The 20,490-nt window shown below is 71.8% G+C and carries 21 protein-coding genes; 7 read left to right on the top strand and 14 right to left on the bottom strand.

The features are described from left to right. The 6 genes from ACFQ3T_RS21680 to ACFQ3T_RS21705 form a co-directional block, all read right to left on the bottom strand. Positions 1–281: RNA polymerase sigma factor (locus ACFQ3T_RS21680; protein ID WP_380725221.1), on the bottom strand; the 281-nt coding region annotated here is incomplete at its 3' end. A gap of 59 nt (positions 282–340) precedes the next feature. After that, positions 341–685: an SRPBCC family protein gene (locus tag ACFQ3T_RS21685; RefSeq protein ID WP_380725223.1), complete on the bottom strand. Its 345-nt coding sequence runs from the start codon at positions 683–685 to the stop codon at positions 341–343. Positions 686–701: 16 nt separating this feature from the next. Then, on the bottom strand, positions 702–1,277 hold the full coding sequence (locus ACFQ3T_RS21690) for a Fic/DOC family protein (RefSeq protein WP_380725225.1): 576 nt from the start codon (positions 1,275–1,277) through the stop codon (positions 702–704). Then, positions 1,277–1,864: a type II toxin-antitoxin system antitoxin SocA domain-containing protein gene (locus ACFQ3T_RS21695; RefSeq protein ID WP_380725227.1), complete on the bottom strand. Its 588-nt coding sequence runs from the start codon at positions 1,862–1,864 to the stop codon at positions 1,277–1,279. The genes ACFQ3T_RS21690 and ACFQ3T_RS21695 overlap by 1 nt, the downstream gene beginning before the upstream one ends. A 63-nt stretch (positions 1,865–1,927) precedes the next feature. Then, a complete protein-coding gene (locus ACFQ3T_RS21700) occupies positions 1,928–3,628 on the bottom strand; it encodes a collagen-binding domain-containing protein (RefSeq protein WP_380725229.1) in 1,701 nt (566 codons plus the stop codon). Positions 3,629–3,810: 182 nt separating this feature from the next. Continuing rightward, positions 3,811–4,377: an SMI1/KNR4 family protein gene (locus ACFQ3T_RS21705; RefSeq protein WP_380725231.1), complete on the bottom strand. Its 567-nt coding sequence runs from the start codon at positions 4,375–4,377 to the stop codon at positions 3,811–3,813. Between the two features lie 128 nt (positions 4,378–4,505). Here ACFQ3T_RS21705 and ACFQ3T_RS21710 point away from each other — a divergent pair, with 128 nt between their 5' ends. From ACFQ3T_RS21710 to ACFQ3T_RS21730, 5 genes are all read left to right on the top strand, one after another. Continuing rightward, positions 4,506–4,829, top strand: a complete 324-nt coding sequence (locus ACFQ3T_RS21710; RefSeq protein ID WP_380725233.1) for a hypothetical protein — start codon at positions 4,506–4,508, stop codon at positions 4,827–4,829. 1 nt (position 4,830) lies between these two features. Next, complete coding sequence (locus ACFQ3T_RS21715) at positions 4,831–6,000, top strand: C40 family peptidase (RefSeq protein ID WP_380725235.1); 1,170 nt, start codon at positions 4,831–4,833, stop codon at positions 5,998–6,000. Positions 6,001–6,004: 4 nt separating this feature from the next. Further along, positions 6,005–6,394, top strand: coding sequence for a hypothetical protein (locus ACFQ3T_RS21720; protein WP_380725237.1), 390 nt, complete (start codon positions 6,005–6,007; stop codon positions 6,392–6,394). Continuing rightward, complete coding sequence (locus tag ACFQ3T_RS21725) at positions 6,391–7,113, top strand: hypothetical protein (RefSeq protein WP_380725239.1); 723 nt, start codon at positions 6,391–6,393, stop codon at positions 7,111–7,113. The genes ACFQ3T_RS21720 and ACFQ3T_RS21725 overlap by 4 nt, the downstream gene beginning before the upstream one ends. A 65-nt stretch (positions 7,114–7,178) precedes the next feature. Continuing rightward, complete coding sequence (locus ACFQ3T_RS21730; RefSeq protein WP_380725241.1) at positions 7,179–8,387, top strand: primosomal protein; 1,209 nt, start codon at positions 7,179–7,181, stop codon at positions 8,385–8,387. A 104-nt stretch (positions 8,388–8,491) separates the two neighbouring features. Here ACFQ3T_RS21730 and ACFQ3T_RS21735 read toward each other — a convergent pair whose 3' ends face one another. Further along, positions 8,492–9,556 (bottom strand): adenosine deaminase, encoded by a 1,065-nt coding sequence (locus ACFQ3T_RS21735; protein WP_380725243.1) that lies wholly within the window; start codon positions 9,554–9,556, stop codon positions 8,492–8,494. Positions 9,557–9,954: 398 nt separating this feature from the next. On the opposite strand from ACFQ3T_RS21735, the gene ACFQ3T_RS21740 reads away from it, so the two are divergent. Further along, entirely contained in the window at positions 9,955–11,166 is a 1,212-nt protein-coding gene (locus ACFQ3T_RS21740) for a hypothetical protein (RefSeq protein ID WP_380725245.1), read from the top strand. A gap of 156 nt (positions 11,167–11,322) precedes the next feature. Here ACFQ3T_RS21740 and ACFQ3T_RS21745 read toward each other — a convergent pair whose 3' ends face one another. The 7 genes from ACFQ3T_RS21745 to ACFQ3T_RS21775 all read right to left on the bottom strand — a co-directional run bounded on the left by ACFQ3T_RS21745 (position 11,323) and on the right by ACFQ3T_RS21775 (position 19,637). Beyond that, positions 11,323–12,495, bottom strand: coding sequence for an ISAs1 family transposase (locus ACFQ3T_RS21745; protein ID WP_447009467.1), 1,173 nt, complete (start codon positions 12,493–12,495; stop codon positions 11,323–11,325). A gap of 333 nt (positions 12,496–12,828) precedes the next feature. Then, positions 12,829–14,118: a thymidine phosphorylase gene (locus tag ACFQ3T_RS21750; RefSeq protein ID WP_380725249.1), complete on the bottom strand. Its 1,290-nt coding sequence runs from the start codon at positions 14,116–14,118 to the stop codon at positions 12,829–12,831. Then, positions 14,115–14,510: a cytidine deaminase gene (locus tag ACFQ3T_RS21755; RefSeq protein ID WP_380725251.1), complete on the bottom strand. Its 396-nt coding sequence runs from the start codon at positions 14,508–14,510 to the stop codon at positions 14,115–14,117. Before ACFQ3T_RS21755 ends, ACFQ3T_RS21750 begins: the two co-directional genes overlap by 4 nt. Beyond that, positions 14,503–15,768, bottom strand: coding sequence for an ABC transporter permease (locus ACFQ3T_RS21760; RefSeq protein WP_380725253.1), 1,266 nt, complete (start codon positions 15,766–15,768; stop codon positions 14,503–14,505). The genes ACFQ3T_RS21755 and ACFQ3T_RS21760 overlap by 8 nt, the downstream gene beginning before the upstream one ends. After that, complete coding sequence (locus ACFQ3T_RS21765) at positions 15,765–16,835, bottom strand: ABC transporter permease (RefSeq protein WP_380725255.1); 1,071 nt, start codon at positions 16,833–16,835, stop codon at positions 15,765–15,767. Before ACFQ3T_RS21765 ends, ACFQ3T_RS21760 begins: the two co-directional genes overlap by 4 nt. Further along, positions 16,835–18,415 (bottom strand): ABC transporter ATP-binding protein, encoded by a 1,581-nt coding sequence (locus ACFQ3T_RS21770; RefSeq protein ID WP_380725257.1) that lies wholly within the window; start codon positions 18,413–18,415, stop codon positions 16,835–16,837. The genes ACFQ3T_RS21765 and ACFQ3T_RS21770 overlap by 1 nt, the downstream gene beginning before the upstream one ends. Positions 18,416–18,512: 97 nt before the next feature. After that, on the bottom strand, positions 18,513–19,637 hold the full coding sequence (locus tag ACFQ3T_RS21775) for a BMP family lipoprotein (protein WP_380725261.1): 1,125 nt from the start codon (positions 19,635–19,637) through the stop codon (positions 18,513–18,515). 372 nt (positions 19,638–20,009) lie between these two features. Between ACFQ3T_RS21775 and ACFQ3T_RS21780 the strand changes: the two genes are divergently transcribed. Then, a complete protein-coding gene (locus tag ACFQ3T_RS21780; protein ID WP_380725259.1) occupies positions 20,010–20,459 on the top strand; it encodes a YbaB/EbfC family nucleoid-associated protein in 450 nt (149 codons plus the stop codon). Positions 20,460–20,490 lie beyond the last annotated feature (31 nt).

The raw sequence follows: 20,490 nt of genomic DNA on the forward strand, positions 1-20,490 counted from the left end.
CGGGCCTGGCGCGCGCGCTTGCGGAACGCGTCGACCAGCCGCCGCGCCGCGATCGTCCACAGCCACCCGACCGCCGTGCCGTCGACCGCCGCGCCCGCGAACGACCCCGCCGCACGCCACACCGCCAGGTAGGTCTCCTGCATGACCTCGGCCACGACCTGCTCGTCGGCACACCGGCGGCGCAGGCGCACGGCCAGCCACGGCGACGTGCGGCGGTAGAGCTCCTCGAAGGCCGCGCGGTCGCCACGGGCCACGGCGCGGACCAGCTGGTCCTCGTTCACACCCGGCAAGACGCCCCGTTCACGGGAAAGGTTCTCACCGCAGAGTGACGTGCATCACATCAGTACCAGGTGTCCTGCTCCGAGGCGGCCTTGACGTCGGCTTCGGCGGTGGCCCGGTGCACCACGGCCGCGAGCGCCTCCTCCAGCTCCCGCTGCACGTCACCGGGTTCCTCGGTGGCCACGGCGATCGTCACCTCGCTGCGGCCCGCGCCGGCGTCGACGACCGTCAGCTCACCCCGGTAGCCGCCCTCCTCCCAGGACACGCGCCGGCGGTCGTGGTCGACGCGGGGGGTGGAGCCGGACAAACCGGGCAGGTGCTGGGGCAGGCTCCCGGGCCGCGACAGGAAGTCGAACAGCTCTCCCGCGGCCATCTCGACCGGTGCCCGGTGCTCGTAGCTGGTCATGGCCACGGGTACCCGGTCAGGCCGGGGTCAAGACCGTGTCGAACAGGTCGCGCAACGCGTCATCCGACCGGGTGAGGCTCTGCTCGCACGCGTCGATGAACGCGGTCCTGTCCAGCGTGTGCACGGCGACCTTCCAGCCCGCCTCCCGCGCCAACTGCCGGAAGAACGCCCGTTGCGCGCGCCCGTTGCCCTCCCGGAACGGGTGCACGGCGTTGACCTCGGCGAAGTAGTGCGCGAACCGGTCCAGGAACGCCTCACGCGGCAGGCCGCGCAGGTAGCGCTCCCTCCTCAGACCGTCGAACACGCCGGTCGCGTAGGGCTCGACCTGCTGCCACGCGGCGAACAACGCCGACTTGCCGATGTTGACCCGCCGGAGCTCACCGGCCCACGGGTAGAAGTCGCCGAAGATGCGGCGGTGGAAGGCACGCAGGTGGGCCAAGTCGTACAGGCCGGGCAGCGGCGCCATCGCGAGCTGTTCGACGCGCATCGTGCTCAGCCGCGTCTCGGCGAAGTCGCACTCGGCCGGGTCGGTCAGGCCCAGGTTGTTGCGCAGCACCCCGGACGCGGGGTCCAGGTAGGGGTCTTCGTCCACTACCGGCGCAGCGCCTCGATCTCCCGGGCGATCGCCTCGTCCACGGTCAGCTCCCCCGCCGCGACGGCACGCATGGTGGCCACCACGTCGTTCGGCACGGCCAAGCCCTCCAGCCGGGCGCTGCCGACGGCCTCGGCGATCGCTTCCTCGCCACCGCTCGTCAGCCTGCGGAAGTAGCGGGCCATCACCTCGTGCGAGAGGGGCGCGCTGCTCGGCTCCGACTCGGGCAGGTCACCGCGCGCCGAGCGCCACGGCTCCTCGTCGTGCGCCATGTCGCTCAACTGGTGCCGGGTGAAGTGGCCGTACCGCTCGACCACCGACGCGACGACCGCGCACTCACGTCCGGTGAGCCTGCCCGGATCGCCCTCTTCCCACGCGCAGACCTCGGACCGGCCCTGGTGGCGGTAGTAGACCTCGGGCACCACGGGACCTCGCCGCCACGCCTCGATCCGGGCGTCGAACAGCGGCTCGCCGTGCTCGGCGAGGTGCCACGCCTGGGCGTAGTAGAGCAGCTTCTGCAGCTTCATCGGCGACTCGGGCCCGGTGGCGTCGAGCACGGCCGCGGCCACGTCGTGGACGTCCGCCATGCCACCTCCCGCGAGTGCTCTGAGCTGCGACTACCAGTCTACCGGAGATCGCGGGCCGGTGGGTCAGCTCCGACGGTCGCGCAGCCTGGTCAGGGCCAGTGCGGCGGCGCCGGTCAGCAGCAGGAGGCCGCCGAGGGCCAGGGTGCCGCGGATCGGGGCTCCGGTGTCGGCCAGGTCGTCATCGCCCGGTTGGCCGGGGTGGGTCGGGTGGACGTCGCTCGGCCGACTCGTGGTCCCGCTGGTCGCGCCGCTGGTCGTCGTGCCGGTGGTGACGCCGGTCGTCGTAGTCCCGGTGGTGGTCCCGGTAGTGGTCCCGGTCGTCGTGGTGGCGCTCGTCGTGGTGGCGCTCGTCGTCGTGGCGGTGGTGTCGGTCGTCGTGGTGGTCGGCTCGGTGGTGGTCGTGGGCTGCGTCGTGGTTGTCGTCGGCCGCGTCGTGGTGGTCGTTGTGGGCTGCTGCGTGGTGGTCGTTGTGGGCTGCGTCGTGGTGGTCGGCTCGGTCGTGGTGGTGGGTTGTTGGGTTGTCGTCGTAGTGGTGCTCGTGGTGGTGGGCTCGGTCGTAGTGGTCGTCGTGGTGGTCGTCGTAGTGGGTTCGGTTGTGGTGGTGGTCGGCTCGGTGGTTGTCGTTGTTGTGGTGGTCGTTGTTGTGGTGGTCGTTGTCGTAGTGGTGGTTGTTGTGGTCGTGGTGGTGGGGCTCGTGCAGGTGGTGACGATGTTGTCGAACGGGGCGTAGTGGATCTCGCCGCCGCTGCCGCCCGTCGCGCCGCCCGCCTCGAGCGCCTTGACCACCACGGCGCCTTCGATGTTGGACGAGCTGAGGTCGACCAGGGTGGCGTTCGGCGCGTAGATCGTGCCCCAGACCGTGGGCGAGTTCGGCGGCAGCGTGATCGTCCCCGAGGTGGTGAAGTTCCACAGCACGTGCTGCGACGGCTCGTTGCCCTGCCAGCTCGGGTTCGGCGGGTCGAAGGTGTAGTCGCCGGACACGTCGACGTTGATGATCAACCACGCCTGGTCGCCGGGCTGGAGGTAGCCGTTGCGCGGGTTGATGTTGTCCAGCGTGCTGATCTGCTCGGGGGTCAGGGTCAGCACGTTCTGGCCCGGCTGGAGGCCGAGGGTGGCGTTGGGGTCGGCGCCGTTCCACGGGCCCTGGCCGTTCTGGTCGGTCAACGTCACGGTGGACGGGCACGCGAACATCTCCGCGTTGAGGCTCCGGTAGGTCGCGAACAGCGACGCGAAGTCGAACCCGCTCGCGCCCGCGACCGACTCGGCGGGCTGCGAGGTCTGGATCGACACGCCCGGTGAGGTGTTCGGGCCCGCGCCGTCCGGCACGACCCACGTCACGCCGCCGGACGGGATCACATCGGCGCCCGTCAGGTCACCGATCTTGGCGTAGGAGTTGTTCAGGACGCTGAGCGTGCCCGTGCTCCCGGCGAAGTCGATCGCACCGCCCACGACGAAGCTGGTCGGCTGGGTGTCAGGGGCCAGGACGTAGGTGCCGGGGTTGTTGGGCCCCACGTTGTACTGGCGGAAGCGGACGTCGCCGCCCACGGCGACCGGGCCTTCCGTCTCGTTCTCGTACAGCCCGGCGTCGCCCTCGACCAGCACCAGGAACCCGTGGCTCGGATCGGCGTACACGTCGTTCGGCGCGACCGGCCGCACGGGGTTCACCTCGGCCTGGAGCCTCGGCTGCGCATTCGGCGCCCACGCGATCGCGACGACGGCGAGAACGACGGCAGCGCCTACCGCGCCAATGCGACTGATCTGCATGTCCGGCTCCTGGTGAGGTCGACCTTGACACCCATCCAGCAGCCAAGAGCAACTTCCCGGACCCGACACCTCGGCACGCCCGGATTTCACCCACCGGAGTGATCACCGCGCGAGTCCTGCGTTCAGCACGCGCATGTCCTGCGTTCAGAACACCCGAGTTCAACGCCCAGGACGAACCTTCACTAGTTCGTGCGCCAGCCCAGGCGGCCGTCGGTCGTGACGAGCGGTTCGCAGTGGCCGAGCCTGCCGCGGTGCTCCAGGGCCGTGGCGACCTGGTCCAGCATCTCGTCCAGGCTGGTCCACTCGGGCTTCAGCACCTCGCCCGCCTCGCGGTCCCACTCGACCACGCACCCGGACAGCACGCCCGGCCTCAGGTCGACCGCCAACGCGTCGCCGCACCCGTCGAACGCGATCGGCAGCCACATCGGGTGGAAGCCGGACGTCGCCGTGCCCGCCTCCGTGTCGAGGTCCGCGGGCCAGAACCGCTCCTTCAACCGCCACGAGCGCAACGAGTTGGACGGGCCGAGCGGGGTGTAGAACGGCGGCAGCACCTCGGCGAACGCCAGGTCCGCGGTGCCGCCGCAGACGGCCCACCACGCGCGGAGCTCGTCCGGCGGCTCCAGCCCGCTCGCGTGCGCCAGCGCCTCGACGGCGGCGTTGCCCTCCGGGGGGATGAACGCCGAACCGGTCAAGGGGGCGTGGTGGTCGAGCCACGCCACGATCCGCTCCCAATGGCGCAAAACACCCACCACCACATGATCAGGTGCCGTCGCCTCCGGTGGTACCGCCCATCGGGGCAGGATCTGGCCGAACGCCGCACATCGCGGTTCCCGATGGGGCAGGATCGCGGTCGCACGGCACCAAGAGGGGGACTCGGGTGGAACAGGGTTTCGGCGTCGACACCGCGGCGCTGTCGGCGTACGGCAGCGCGGCGTCGGGTCTGGCGAGCGAGGTCGGCGCGGTCGGCACGTCCACGTTGGCGGGCACGACGTCGTTGGCCTCGGGCAGCTTCGGCAGGGTCGGGGACGAGGTCGGGCTGGGCGCGGCGTTCCAGGCCGCGGCACAGGCCCAAGTGGACGGTGTGGCCGCCGCGTCGGCGGGGCTGGCGGCGTTCGCGACCGCCGTGCGGCAGACCGGCGAGGCGTACGTGGAGCAGGAGGCACGCAACAGCGCCGACCTCGACCGGGCCTACCGGGTCTGACGTGGACGTCGGCGGATTCCTGGCGGGCCTGGTCCAGCCCATGAAGGACCACCTGGCCAAGCTGGAGGGCGACACGGGCGGCGCGACGAGCGCGGCCGACGCGTTCGGGCGGGCCTCCTCGGCGTTGACGGAGATCGACGGCAGGCACACGGGCGCGGCGAACGCGGCGTTGGCGAACTGGTACGGCGAGAAGGCGAACGCGTTCCAGGCGCGCGTCTCGACGTTCTCGGGCGGCGTGGGCACGTTGGCGCGCAACGCGACGGCCACCCGGGAGGCCGCCACGACGGCGGTCGACGCGGTGAACTCCGGCAAGACCGCGATCCAGGGCCTGATCGACGAGTTCACCGGCTGGGCGTGGCCCCGGTTGGCGGCGGCCGCGGCGTCGTCGGTGTTCGGCGGGATCGGCGCCGTGCTCGCGGTGGCGGCCGAGGTGACCGCGAAGGCGCGCGAGTACGAGGGCCGGACCGGTCAGGAGTTGGACAAGGTCCGCACCGCGCTGACCGACGTCGCCACGCGGCTGCGGGGCTTGCAGCACCCCGACTTCGCCGGGCTCGGCGACCCGTTGGGCGCGGAGGGCGGCGGCACCACGTCCACGTCTTCGGCGTCGTCCGCGTCGTCCACGAGTGGTGACGGCGGGAACCAGTCGTCGTCCGGTGGCGGTGGTGGCGCCGGCGGTGGCGGAGGGGGCGGAGGGGGCGGCGGTGGCGGAGGAGGCGGTGGCGGCGGCGGTGCCGTCGGTCCACGCCTGCCGGTCGCCATCCCGCCGCAGCCCGGCACCGGCGTCGGCGTAAACCTGCCGGACGGCAGTTCCGCCGAAGCGCCGAACGAGACCGCCGCGCGGGCGGTGCGCAACGCGCTGTCCGCGCTGGGCACCCCGTACGTGTGGGGCGGCGCGAACCCGCCGCAGGGCACGGACTGCAGCGGCCTCACCCAGTGGGCGTACGGGGGCGGCGGGTTCGACATCCCGCGGCCCGCGTCGTCGCAGGCGATGGGCGCGTCCGTGCCGCCGGACCAGCTGCTGCCCGGCGACCTGGTGGTGTGGGACGGGCACGTGGCGATGGTGATCGGCAACGGGCAGATGGTGGAGGCGGGCGACCCGGTGCAGGTCAACCCGATCCGCACCAGCAACAGCGGCATGGGCTTCATGGGTTTCTACCGACCGACGGGCTGAGGACGTGGACGAGGCGGAGCGGGCGGCCCAGCGGGTCGCGGACACCGAGCGGCGGATTTCCGAGCACGTGGCGCGCACCGGGCCCGTGCTCGGTCGGGCGTCGTCCCCGGACGGCGCGGTCACGGTCGTCACGGCGCCCGGCGGGCCACCGCGGGAGGTGCGGGTGTCGCCGGCGGCGTTGACGATGGGACCGCGGGCGTTGGCGGACGAGATCCTGCGCGTGTCGGCGCGGGCGTCCCGCGACGCCGCGTCCCGCCTGCACCGGACGCTGGAACGGGTGGCCGACCCGGCGGCGGTGCGGGCGTTGGCGGAGATCGGGTTCGAGCCCGGCCCGGACGACGGGTCCGACGACGACGGGTTCGGCGGCGGCTCGTACCTGAGGAGTTCGCGGTGACGCAGGAGGAACGGCTCGCGGCGGCCGAAGGCCTGACCGAGGTCCTGGCCCGGACCACCGGCGCCGCCGACCACCCGACCGGCCTGGCGCGGGCCACCGCGACCGCGACGGGTGAGCTGACGTCGCTCGACCTGCACCCGAACGCGCTGGCGCAGGGCGCGGACGCGATCGGCAGGCTGGTCGTCGAGACGGCCCGGCTGGCGACCGACGCGGCCGTGCAGAAGAGCTACAACGAATTGGCCAAGTCGCTCGGCGACAGCATGGCCATGACGGTGGAGGCGTTCGCCGGCCCTCCGCCGCTGCGCGCCGCGCGGTCGACGGGCGCCGCCCATCCCGGCTGGTCCGCACCACAGCCGTTCGCCGGACAGCGGCCTCCCGAACCCGCCAGGCCCGGCCCGCACTTGAACGCGCAACCGGGCCGACCCGCCGCGCCACCGCGCCCGGCCGAACCCGGACGACCCGGCACTCCGCGCCACCCCGTCGAGCCGAACCGGCCCGGCCCTGCCCACCAGCAGGGCAGTTTCGGCTGGTCAGGGGCCCAGCCACGGCCCGCGCACCCGTCACCCGCCGAGCCCGGGACCACCGCCACCGGCCCCACCGGACAGCCCGCGCCACCGTGGGCGGGGCAGCAGGGGAACCGTCCCGCGCCCCGTCCGGAGCCCGAGGAAACGGACGACGACGACTACTTCGCCGACCCATTCCGTGGTCAACGGCAGTAGCGCGTGATCGACCCCGTACTCTTGCCCCCGCATCGCAAAGGGGCATGGCGTGACCGGGAGGTCGGATGGCACAGGACATCGTCCCGATCGAGCTGGGGCTCACCCAGGGTGATGTGGTCACCCTGTGGGCCCCGCGCTGGCGGGAAGAGGGCGAGGAGTGGGAAGCATTCCTCGGCCACGAGGAGGACCTGTACGCGTTCCCCGATGCCGCGCACCTGGCGGCGTTCGTGCGCAAGGCCGAGGAGCACGACCTGACCGACCACCCGGCGTGGCACGTGGTGCCCGCGCTGTCGGTCGGTGAGCTGTCGCCGGACGACAACCACCAGTTCGACCTGGTCGGCGTGCCGGAGCTGGTCGCCGAGGAGCCCGACACCTGGGTCATCGGCGAGCTGGCCGACGTGGTGTCGATCGTGCGGTCGCTGGCGGACGTGTGCGACCTCGAGAAGGTGCACGAGATCCTCGACTCGGCGGAGGGCTTCTCGCTACTCCCGCAGGGCACGCTGCCGTTCACCGGCCGCGAGGGTCAGGCGCTGTGGACCGAGATCGCCGAGGTCGTCGCCGAGAAGTGGGACGAGGTGCTCGACGCGATCGACGAGGTGATCACCACCCCGGAGGTCGACGAGACCGCGCTCCAGGCCGCGCAGGAGGAGATGGCCGCGTTCGAGGAGGCCAACGCCGCGGCGGCCGACACCGAGGACGAGGACGACGAGGACGGCGAGGAGCCGGTCGGCTTCTGGGGCGAGGTCGGCATCGACCCGATCAAGATCATCAGCGGGGCGGGCGAGTACTACACGCTGCGCTGCTACCTCGACGACCAGCCGGTGTTCCTCGGCCGCAAGGGCAAGATCGACGTGTTCACGTCGCCGCGCGCCCTGGCCCGGTTCATCGTGGAGGCCGACGACAACGACCTGGCCGAGGTGTCGACCTGGGGCGAGCTGGTCACCAAGGCGACCGGCGGCGACCTGGACGTCCAGGTCGACCCGGACAACGTCTACGTGCTCACCGGCCTGGACGAGGACATCGCCGACGGCCCGGACGCGGTCGACCCCACGCAGCTCGACCTGGTCGTGGAGCTGCTGGAGGACACCGGCGAGTGGGCGAACGACGACACCGTGAAGGTGGCGCTGAACCAGTCCGAGCGGCTGGGCTGGCTGGTGTCGTACGTGCTGAAGCCCGACCCCACGCGGTTGGCCCCGAGCGCGCCGTTCGACGACGAGCAGGTGGCGTGGCGGAACCTCGTCGCGGCGTTCGAGGACCGGCTGAAGGTGCACTAGCCGTCGTGCGCCGGTCGTCGTGCCGCTGAGCGCGCACGGCAAGGACAGCAAGACAAGAGGTCGCGGGCCCCGTCGGAGCCCGCGACCTCTGTCGTTCAGGCGTCCTACCGCTGGAGGGCGACGTACGCGGGCTCGATCACGTCCTGGATCAGGGCGCGCCGCTCGTCGTGCGTGAGGAACGCGGCCTTCGCGGCGTTGACGGTGAACTTGCGCAGGTCGTCCCAGCCGAAGCCGAACTGCTCGACCACGGTGGCGAACTCGCCGGTCATCGACACGTCGCTCATCAGCCGGTTGTCGGTGTTCACGGTGACCCGGAAGCCCAGCTCGGCCATGCGCTTGATCGGGTGCTCGGCCAGCGACCGCACGGCGCCGGTGTGCACGTTCGACGTCGGGCACATCTCCAGCGCGATCCGCCGGTCCCGCACGTACGCGGCGAGCTGCCCGACCTCGTCGCCCTTGATGTCCTCGGCCAGCCGCACGCCGTGGCCGAGCCGCTCCGCGCCCGCCAGCTGCACGGCCTCCCACGCCGACTCGGCGCCCGCCGCCTCGGCCGCGTGGATGGTGAAGTGGGCGTTCTGCTGCCGCAGGTACTCGAACGCGGACAGCTCCTTGCTGGGCGGGAACCCGGCCTCGGGGCCCGCGATGTCGAAGCCGACGACGCCCGCCTCCCGGTAGCGGACCACCAGGTCGGCGATGCGCTGCCACCCGTCGTTCTGGCGCATCGCGCACAGCAGCGTGCCGACCCTGATCCGGCCCGCGGACGCGGCCTCGCCCTGGCGGAAGCCCTCCTGCACGGCCTCGACGGCCTGCTCCAGGCTCAGGCACTTGTCCGTGAACAGCTCCGGCGCGTAGCGGATCTCGGCGTAGACGACGCCGTCGGCGGCGAGGTCCTGCACGGCTTCGGACGCCACGCGCACCAGCGCGTCCTCGTCCTGCATCACGCCGCACGTGTGCGCGAAGCCTTCGAGGTAGCGGACCAGGGAGCCCGAGTTGGCGTTGTCGCGGAACCAGGCGCCCAGGGCGACCGGGTCGGTCGTGGGCAGGCCCTGGTGGCCGCAGGCGTCGGCGAGTTCGATCACCGTCTGGGGGCGGAGGCCACCGTCGAGGTGGTCGTGCAGCAGCACCTTCGGCGCGCTGCGGAGGGCCTCCTGGGTAAGCGGGGTCGGCATGGTCGTCACGGTATACCGGTGACACGCCGGGCCGGGTCCGTGTGGAATGATCTTGCGGCCGCTAGGATCACATCGGAGTCACCGGGTGTGTCCAGAACCACTCGGTTGGAGGCCGCTTTCGCCGTTGTGCAGTCGTGATGCAGAACTTTCCGCAACCGTGACCAGCGCACAGGTCACTCACACGGCGGATGCTCACGGCGCGCTGTTGAAGGCCCGCTGCGGGTTACCCTCCGGTAGGGTCGGCCACCGTAACTCGAACGGAGTACACGCAAGGCCGAGACAGGCGGTCCCCGCCGGGGGGCGCTACAGCTCGCCGCCCCAACCTGGCTAGGCTCCCGGAGGTCTCCCCTCCCCTGGACGAAGGCACCCGAGCCGTGAACGAGAACAACAACTCCACGATGTCCTTCGATCGGATGCGCAACATGCTCACGCGCGCCGCGGAGATCCGTGAGAGCGAACAGCAGCAGATCTTCGACGCACTGGACGAGATCCACGCACGGATGTCCCCGCTCGAGTCGCTGGGTTCCGTTCGCAAGCGCCTGTCCGAGCTGCCCGACCGGACCGAGGTCAGCGTGCTGGCCGAGCGGCTGGACGAGGCGCTGTCCCGGCTGGAGGCGCAGGACCAGGCGGTCCAGGGCATCGGGCGCGCCGTCGAGGGGCTGGTCGACAAGCTCGCCAAGCCGTTCGCGCAGCTCGACGGCCGGCTCGACGGGGTGACCGGCCGGTTCGAGGGTGTCGCGGGCCGCATGGACGGCTTGGAGGACAAGCTCGCCCACATCCACAAGCGGCTGGACGACCTCGACGGCCACCTGGACAAGCAGGACGGCAAGGTCGAGCAGGTGCCGGCCGCCGTCACGGGTCCGCTGCGCGAGCGCATCGAAGCGCTGGAGACCGCGCTGCGGGGCCGGTTGGACGAGGTCGACGAGGGCGTGCACGAGCACCTCGACGGCACGCGGGAGGCGTTGCAGCGGTCGGTGACCGACACGACCAACGCGCTGCACGGCAAGCTGGACGAGACGCGCGACAACCTCAACAGCACGCGCGACGGCCTGCACGCGACGATCGCGGAGACGCGCGAGTCGCTGAACGCGTCGCTCGCGGACACCCGCAGCACCGTGACGGGCAAGCTGGACGAGGCCCGCGAGGCGCTGCACGCGGCGCTGGACGAGACCCGCGACCAGGTCGACGCGACGGACCGCCTGGAGGCGCTGGCGCAGCGCCTGGAGCAGGTCACGTCCCGCCTGGACACCATGACCACCCGCCTCGACTCCGTCGAGGACGACTTCGCGGCGCGCCTCGGCGAGCTGTCCGGCGTCGTCGAGCAGGGCATCGCCAAGGTCGAGGGCACGCTGTCCGCCCGGCCGGACGCCGACTCGATGGCCACCATGGTGCGCAAGAGCAACCAGGAGTCCGAGCTGCGCATCGGCGGCCAGCTGGACGAGGCGATGGCGACGTTCGCGGAGCTGATCCTCGGCGGCGGCTCGCCCACCCCGCCCCCGCCGCCCACCGCCCTCCCCCGGCCGCAGCGGCGGACCCGGAAGAACGGGCCGAAGCCGGGCGACAACCGGAACAACGTGGACGACGACGACCTGACCGCCGAGGGCGCCTGATCGCCGAGGGCGCCTGATCGCGTGAGCCGAGAGGCCCGGTCCGCAGTGCGCGGGCCGGGCCTCTTCGTGTGCCGCCGTGATGTCGCGGGTTCCACCCGCAGTGCTTCGCAGACGTCCCCGCCCAGGGCAGGGTTCCGGCAAAGTCGTTTGTGCTGTTCAGTCGGTGATTCCGAGGAGTTGGAGTGGTCGTCGGGGGTTGCGTGACATGGTGCGCAACCCCTTGGCGATGTTGGTGTGGCCTGTGCGGCGTAGGGCGTTGATGGCGAGGTTGCGCAGTGAGGCCATGACGCGTGGGGCGTTGCCGGTGCGGATGCGGGAGGCGTCTTCTCCGTAGGTGACGTCGCGGACCCAGTGGAGCCGGTTCTCGATGTTCCAGTGGCCTCGGAGCAGGTCGGCGATGCGGGCCGGGTGGGCGTCGCGGCCGGTCAGGCTGGTCACTCCGAGCACGGCGTAGGCGCCGCGCCGGCCGGTGGCGTGGCAGGTCCGGTAGCGCTCGACCAGGAACGCGGTGCGGGCGTGGGGAAAGTCCACGTCGCCGAAGCCGGGGTCCCCGAGCGGGGCGACCCGCACGGTGCGCAGTTCGGTGCGGCCGTGACCCTGTTCCTCGAAGACCAGGCGGGGCATGTCGTCCCAGGGCAGCGAATCGAGTCGGGCGTAGACCCGAGGCCAGCCGGTCTTGACGGTGAACACGTAGTGCGCCCCGCGATCGTGCAGGTGGCGGGCGTGATCGCGTTGGGTGTGCAGCGCGTCGGCGGTCACCACCGTCCCGGTCAGGTCGACCGTGTCCAGCAGCGGGGCGAACCCGGCCAACTCACCGCCGGTGGGGACCTGCCGCTGACCGGCCACGGTTCCGTCGTCGTGGCGGAACACGGCCATCAGGTGCACCCCGGAGCCGCCGGCGCGGCCGAACGTGCCGGCCACGGACTTGCCGTCCACCGCCACCGCCCGCGGCGGATCGGCCGGGTCCCGGTCGGGCAGCCGGGAGTCCGACCAGGCCCCGATCACCGCGTCCAGCGCGTCACCGTCCACCCTCGACAACACCCGCCGCACCGTGGACTCCTCCGGCGCCACGAACCGCCCCCGGCCGGTGTCGAACCGGACACCGAGCCTCTGCAACAACTGCTGCGGCGCGTCCGACGCCCACTCCGCGATCGCCGCGAACGACCGCGCACCCGCCACCACCGCCGACGCGGCCAACGCCAGGATCGAGGCCAGCGAATGCCGCACACCCCGACGCCGACGCGGATCCGGCACCCGGTCAAGAACAACCCGCAGGTCCACGACCTGCCCAACCGGCATCGGGGCCAGTCGGTCCACGACCACGGGCATCAGGCAGGATGACAAGGCGGGCACGGCACTCCCAAGATCATGCGACTTAGACACTCACATGATCAACCAGAGCGCCGTGCCCGCTCTCATCCAGCCCCAACCAGCACAAAAGACTTTGCCGGAACCCTGCCCGCCCAGGGGACCCCTGCTTTTATTCTGCCGGAGGGGTCCGACAATTCCGCCGGCCTTCCGGCCCGTAGCCCGGCGGCGGGCAAGCACTTAACCCCTGGAACTCCGCCCGAGCGCGCCGGAACGCGAGACGGCAACCCGCCGGAACCCAGGCCCGCGCCCGTGCCTCCGACACAGTTGCCGGAGGCACGGGTCAGGCAGAGCTCAGCCCCGGATCGTCTCGATCACGAGGGGGCCGCGGGTCGGTGGGGCGTCGCCGATCGCGTACCCGCCGGTCAGGCTGTCGAGCGCGGCGGGCACGGCGTCCGGGGTGTCGGTGTGCAGTTCCAGCAGCGGTTGGCCCTTGGCGACCCGGTCGCCCGGCTTCGCCAGGCACAGGACGCCCGCGCCCGCCTGCACCGGGTCCTCCTTGCGGGCACGGCCGGCGCCCAGGCGCCACGCCGCCACACCGACCGCGTAGGCGTCCAGGCCGGTCAGGTAGCCGTCCTCCGGAGCGGTGACGACGTGCTTGTGCCGCCCCACCGGCAACGGCGCCTCGGGGTCGCCGCCCTGGGCCCGGATCATGCGCGCCCACGTCTCGTACGCCTCGCCGGACGCCAGCACGTCCGCCGGCGACGCCGTGACACCGGCACGCGACAGCATCTCCTCCGCCAGGGCCACGGTCAGCTCGACCACGTCCGCCGGCCCGCCGCCGCGCAGCACCTCGACCGACTCGGCGACCTCGACCGCGTTGCCGACCGCCCGACCGAGCGGCACGGACATGTCGGTCAGCAGGGCGCTGATCCGCAACCCGTGGTCCACGCCGATCGACACCAGGGCCGACGCCAGCGCCCGCGCCTGGTCCAGCGACTTCATGAACGCGCCCGACCCGACCTTCACGTCGAGCACCAGCGCGTCGGCGCCCTCGGCGATCTTCTTCGACATGATCGAGGACGCGATCAGCGGGATGGACTCGACGGTCGCCGTCACGTCCCGCAGCGCGTACAGCTTCTTGTCCGCCGGCGCGAGACCCGACGTGGCCGCGCACACGACCGCGCCGACCGACCGCAGCTGCGCGGTCACCTCGTCCACGGACAGCTGCGCCCGCCACCCGGGGATGGACTCCAGCTTGTCGAGCGTCCCCCCGGTGTGCCCGAGCCCGCGCCCGGACAGCTGCGGCACGGCGGCGCCGCACGCGGCGACCAGCGGGGCCAGCGGCAGGGTGATCTTGTCGCCGACGCCGCCGGTCGAGTGCTTGTCCACGGTGGGCCGGCCGACGTCCAGCGCCAGCCGCTCGCCGGACCGCACCATCGCGCGCGTCCACCGTGCCGTCTCGGCGGTGTCCATGCCGTTCAGGAAGATCGCCATGGCCAGCGCGGACATCTGCTCGTCCGCCACCGCACCGCGCGTGTAGGCGTCGACCACCCAGTCGATCTGGTCGTCGGTCAACCGGGCGCCGTCGCGCTTGGCCCGGATCACGTCCACGGCGGTGTGGTTCCCCGTCGCCCCGGTCACGGCAAATCCTCCGGTCCGAACGCGTCCGGCAGCACCGAGGTCATCGGCAGCACCCCGGACGGCGTGTCCACCAGGCAGGCCCCGCCGCCCAGCTCGTAGATCACCTGGCGGCAGCGCCCGCACGGCATCAGCAGGTCGCCGGCGCCGCTGCGGCAGGCCAGCGCCACCAGCCGGCCACCGCCGGTCAGGAAGAACTGGCCCGCCAACGTGCACTCGGCGCACAGCCCGACGCCGTAGGCGGCGTTCTCGACGTTGCAGCCGACGACGATCCGCCCGTCCGAGCACACCGCCGCCGCCCCCACTCGCAACCCGGAGTACGGGCAGTAGGCGGACTGGGCGGCCTCGACGGCACGCGCCCGCAGCAGCTCCCAGTCGACGACGACGTCAGCCACGGCGGTACACCACGCCGTCGGCCGCGGGCATGCGCAATCGCTGCGACGCCACCCCGAGCACGATCAACGTCACCAGGTGCGGCGCGTAGGTGGTCAGCTCGCTCGGCACCTCGTCCACCGAGTAGTACACCGCGTACAGCAGGCCCGCGGCGAGGATGCCGAACGCGGCGGCGAACCAGCGGCGGCGGACGAGCTGCCAGATCACGATGACGGCGAGCAGCAGCACCGCGCCGTAGACCAGCGCCAGGAACGTCTTGCCGCCCGACCGCAGCTGCAACCCGTCGGCGTACCCGAACAGGGCCGCGCCGCCGAGCAGGCCGCCGGGCCGCCAGTTGCCGAAGATCATCGCGGCGAGGCCGATGAACCCGCGGCCGTTGGTCTGGCCTTCGAGGTAGCCGGGCTGGCCGGGGTTGAGCACGAGCGCCGCGCCGCCGATGCCGGCCAGCGCGCCGGACGCGATCACCGCGACGTACTTGTAGAGGTAGACGTTGACGCCCAGCGACTCCGCGGCCACCGGGTTCTCGCCGCACGACCGCAGCCGGAGCCCGAACCGGGTCCGCCACAGCAGCAGGTAGCTGCCGATGACGAACAGGATGGCCAGCATCGTCAGCGGCGACACGCCCGTGACGAGGCCGCGCAGGATGCCGGCGACGTCCGACAGGCCGACCCGCTGCTGCGCCTCCAGCCGACCGAGCCAGTCGGACAGCCCGGACGCCGAGTAGGTGTCGAACTTCGGCACCGCGGGCGACTCTCGCGGGTTGTTCGACAGCGGGAAGAAGATCAACGTGGACAGGTACTTGGTGAGGCCCGCCCCGAGCAGGTTGATCGCCACACCGGACACGATGTGGTTGACGCCGAACGTCACGGTCGCGATCGCGTGCAGCAGTCCGCCCAGCGCGCCGAACACGGCCGCCGCGACGAGCGCCGCCCACGGGCCCCACTGGTAGCCGGCCCACGCCGCGCCCCACGTGCCCATGATCATCATGCCTTCGAGGCCGATGTTCACGACGCCCGCGCGTTCCGCCCACAGGCCGCCGAGCGCGGCCAGCAGGATCGGCAGCGCGAGCCGCACGGCGGTCTGGATGGTGCCGGTGGACGTCAGCTGCGGCACACCGGTCAGGTACGACGTGGTGGACAGCAGCACGACCGCGCCCGCCACGCCCAGGGCGCCGACGGCCCAGCCGGGGATGCGACGTGCCTTGCGAGGCGGCGGGACGGCCAGCGGCGCCTCGGCGGGGTTCATCAACGAAGTGCTCATGCCGCATCCACCGTTCCGAGCTGCCGACCGACCTGCCGCTGTTGGGCGGCGACCTCGAACCGGCGGACCACCTCGTACGCCACGACGACCGACAGCACGATCGCGCCCTGCATGATCGTCACGATCTCCCGGGGCACGCCCACGTTGTCGAGGGCGAGACCCGACTTGTCCAGGAACGCCCACAGCAGCGCGCCGAACGCGATGCCGCCGGGGTGGTTGCGCCCCAGCAGCGCGATCGCGATGCCGGAGAACCCGATGCCGGCCGGGAAGTTCAGGTTGTAGGTGTGGTCGCGGCCCAGGATCTCGGGCATCGACACCAGGCCGGCGATGGCGCCGGACAGGAGCATCGCGATCAGCACCATCTTCTTGGCGTTCACACCGCCCGCGGCGGCGGCCGTGGACGACTCGCCGGACGCCCGCAGCTCGAACCCGAACCGCGTGCGGTTCATCATCACCCAGTAGCCGATGCCCAGCAGCGCGGCCAGGAAGACCAGGCCGAACACCGTGCCGGACGAGCCGAGCGGGATGCCGGGCACCCAGCCGGACTCCGGGATCTCCGGGGTGCGGATGTTGTTGCCGCGCAGCTCGCCGAACACGTCCGCGCCGATCAGGTACGCGGCGAGGCCGAGCGCGAGGCCGTTCATCATGATGGTCGAGATGACCTCGTTGACGCCGCGCGTGACCTTGAGGATCGCCGGGATCGCGGCCCACAGGGCGCCGGCGACGGCGGCCGTCAGGATGATCACCAGGGCGTGCAGGCCGGGTGGCAGGGCGATCGAGCCGCCGACCACGGCCGCGACGACCGCCGCGACCCGGTACTGGCCCTCGACGCCGATGTTGAACAGGTTCATCTGGAACCCGATCGCCACCGCGAGCGCCGCGATGTAGTACGTGCCGGTGCTGTTGACGATGTCCACCGCGGTGGTGCCCTGACCGACCTGCGACAGCATCACCCCGAACGCCCGCAGCGGGCTCGCGCCGGACACCACCAGCGCGATGCCGCACAGCAGGGCGGAGAACAGGATCGCCAGGACCGGCGGCAGCAGCTTGCCGCGCAAGATTCCCATTACTCGCCTTCCAGTTCCGCGCCGCGGGCGTGCGCGCCGCCCGGGGCGTGCTCGGCGACGGCGGCGCTCGTGGCGCCCGCGCCGGTCATCGCGCTGCCGAGGTCTTCCGGGGTGACCGTGGCCGGGTCGGCGTCCGCGACCAGCCGGCCGCGCAGCATGACCCGGATCGTGTCGGACAGGCCGATCAGCTCGTCGAGGTCGGCCGAGATGAGCAGCACGGCGAGGCCGCGCGCGCGGGCGTTCTTGATCTCGTCCCAGATCAACGCCTGCGCGCCGACGTCGACGCCGCGCGTGGGGTGCGACGCGATGAGCAGCACCGGGTCGCCGGCCAGCTCACGGCCCACCACGAGCTTCTGCTGGTTGCCGCCGGACAGCGCGACGGCGGCCACGTCGATGCCGGGCGTGCGCACGTCGAACTCCTCGACGATGCGCCGCGTGTCGTCCTTCGCGCCCGCGAGGTCCAGCCACTGGCCGTTCGACACCGGGCGGCGGGTCTGGTGGCCGAGGATGCGGTTCGCCCACAGCGGCTGGGTGAGCAGCAGGCCCTGCCGGTGGCGGTCCTCGGGGATGTAGCCGATGCCCGCCTCGCGGCGCGCCAACGTGCCCAGCCTGGTCAGGTCGCGGTCGCCGAGCAGCACGCGGCCGTGGTGGGCCTTGCGCATGCCCATGATGGTCTCGACCAGCTCGGTCTGGCCGTTGCCCTCGACGCCCGCGATGCCGACGATCTCGCCCGCGCGCACCACCAGGTCGATGTCGTCCAGCACCGGTCGGGTGCCCTCCACCGCGACCAGGCCGAGGTTCTCCACCTTGAGCACGACGCGGTCGGTGACGGTGGACTCGCGGGTCTCGGGGCTGGGCAGCTCGCTGCCGACCATCATCTCGGCGAGCTGGCGGGAGCTGACCGCCTTCGGGTCGGCGGTGCCGACCGTGGTGCCGCGGCGGATGATCGTGACGGAGTCGGCGATCGCGCGGACCTCGTCCAGCTTGTGCGAGATGAACAGGAACGTGAAGCCCTGCTCCTGCATGCCGCGCAGGGTGGTGAACAGCTCGTCCACCTCCTGCGGCACGAGCACCGCGGTCGGCTCGTCGAGGATGATCACCTTGGCGCCGCGGTACAGCACCTTCAGGATCTCCACCCGCTGCCGGTCGGCCACGCCGAGGCGTTCCACGAGCACGGCGGGGTCGACGGTGAGGCCGGTGGCCTCCGCCAGCTCCAGGATGCGCTTGCGGGCCTTGGCGCCGATGCCGTGCAGCGACTCCGCGCCCAGCACGACGTTCTCCTGCACGGTCAGGTTGTCGGCGAGCATGAAGTGCTGGTGCACCATGCCGATGCCGGCCTTGATCGCGTCGGCCGGGGTGCGGAACCGGACCGGTTGGCCGCCCACCTCGATGGTGCCCTCGTCGGGCTGCTGCATCCCGTACAGGATCTTCATCAGGGTGGACTTGCCCGCGCCGTTCTCACCGCACAGCGCGTGCACCTCGCCGACCTGCACGCTCAGGTGGACGTCGCTGTTGGCGACGACACCGGGGAAGCGCTTGGTGATGCCCGACAGGACGACGGCAGGGGTGGTAGTGCTCATGGAAGCTCCGTCTGATCTCCGGCTGCGCCGGGGCTAACCACGCACTGGGCCCCGCGAGTGTGCTCGCAGGGCCCAGTGCGCCGGAGGCCGGATGGGGTTACAGCTTGTCCTTGACGTCGATCTTGCCCGCGATGATCTGAGCCTTGTAGCCCTCGAGCACGGCCTTCAGGTTCTCGTCGATCTTGCCGCCGGAGGTGGAGTAGCCGACGCCGTCCACGGACAGGTCGAACACCTTGGGCAGGCTCGCCAGGTCGTTCTTGGCGACGGCCTTGACGAAGTCGTACACGGCGACGTCGACGCGCTTCAGCATCGACGAGACGATGACGTCCTTCGACTCCTCGACCGTCTTCTGGTTGTACTGGTCGGAGTCGACGCCGATGGCCAGCGCGTTGCCGGTCTTCGCGGCCGAGAACACGCCCTTGCCGGACGCGCCGGCGGCGTGGTACAGCACGTCGGCGCCCGCCTCGACCTGGCCGGTCGCGGCCTCCTGGCCCTTGGTCGGGTCCTGGAAACCGGTAAAGTCGCCCGCCGGGGTCAGGTACTTCTTCTCGATCTTGATGTCCGGAGCGGCGGCCTTGGCGCCCTGCTCGTAGCCCGCGTCGAACTTCTGGATCAGCGGGATCTCCACGCCGCCCACGAAGCCGACGTGGCAGGACTTGGACTTGTAGGCGGCGATGACGCCGGCCAGGAACGAGCCCTCTTCCTCGGCGAACAGCAGCGGCGTGACGTTCGCCGCGCCCTCGACCGCACCGTCCACGATGGCGAACTTGACGTTCGGGAACTCCGGCGCGACGACCTTCAGCGACTCGGCGTAGGCGAAGCCGACACCGATGATCGGGTTGAAGCCCTCGCCGGCGAGCTGGCGCAGCCGGGTCTGCTTGGCGTCCTCGGGCTCGTTCGGCGCGGCGGTCAGTTCCTTGACCTCCGCGATGCCGAAGTCGGCCTTGGCCTTGTCGAGGCCGGCCGCGGCCGAGTCGTTGAACGACGCGTCGCCCCGACCACCGATGTCGTAGGCCAGGCCGACCTTGAGCGCGCTGCCGTCGACCTTCTCGTCCGACGTGGCGGCGCTGGACGTCGCGGCGGCGGCCGGCGGCTTGTCAGCCAGCTTGCAGCCCTCGGCGGTGTTGGTCGATCCCGGCTGGGTACCGCCGGTGTCCTTGGCGCAGGCGGCCATCGACAGAACGCTGGTCAGCGCGATCGCGGCCACCGCGAGGCCACGCATTCGACGACGCACGGCTCGTCTCCCTCCCTGCTCATCGAGGAGCAGACAAATCCCGACGGTTGGACGTCGGGGCTTCCGAGTGGCGAACCGTACCCCGTAGTAATGAGACCTGCGCACGTACCGGTCCGCACGTGACCTAATCGTTGGTGGGATCACTCGGCGCCGCCACTCGGCGTGATTCGCCGACTACCCCGACCGACTGGCGCGGCGGTCGATCACCGCTGGTCCGAGGTCCGGCGCGGGACGGGCCGGGTGGCGTGCGAGCGGGGGTTCGGGACACCGCAGGCTCACCCGTTGGTGGGGCGTTGGGGCGGCGTTGGCGGGTTCCGGTCGACTCGAGGGTGCACCGGTATCCACCCCAGGAGGTTGACCTTGGACCCCCAGCAGTGGCTCGACAACTTCGAGGCCAAGCTGGCCGACCTGCAGCGGAAGTCGGCGGACCTCCAGGAGAACTTCGAGAACTCCCAGGCCACGGCGTCCAGCCCGGACGGTGCGGTGACCGTCACGGTCGGCCCGAACGGGGGTCTGCTCGACATCCGGCTGGGCCACCGCGCCACCGAGCTCGGCTCCGCCCGGCTCACCGCGCTGATCATGCAGACGGTCCGGGTCGCGCAGAAGCAGGCCGCGCGGAACGTGATGGCCGCGTTCGAGCCGCTGGGTGAGGGCACCGAGGCGATGCGGATGGTCAGCGACGCCATCCCCGACGACGACGGGCCCGAGGACCACGAGCGCGACTACGGCCCGGCCGAGGTGGAGCCGGAGCCCGAGCACGTCCGCGCCGCCCCCTCCGTCCGCGCCGCCGTGCCGCCCGCGCCGGCCTGACCAAGGCCACCGTGTCGAGCCTCGTGGACCG

The organism is Saccharothrix hoggarensis (assembly GCF_042678885.1).
GTDB classification, from domain to species: domain Bacteria; phylum Actinomycetota; class Actinomycetes; order Mycobacteriales; family Pseudonocardiaceae; genus Actinosynnema; species Actinosynnema hoggarensis.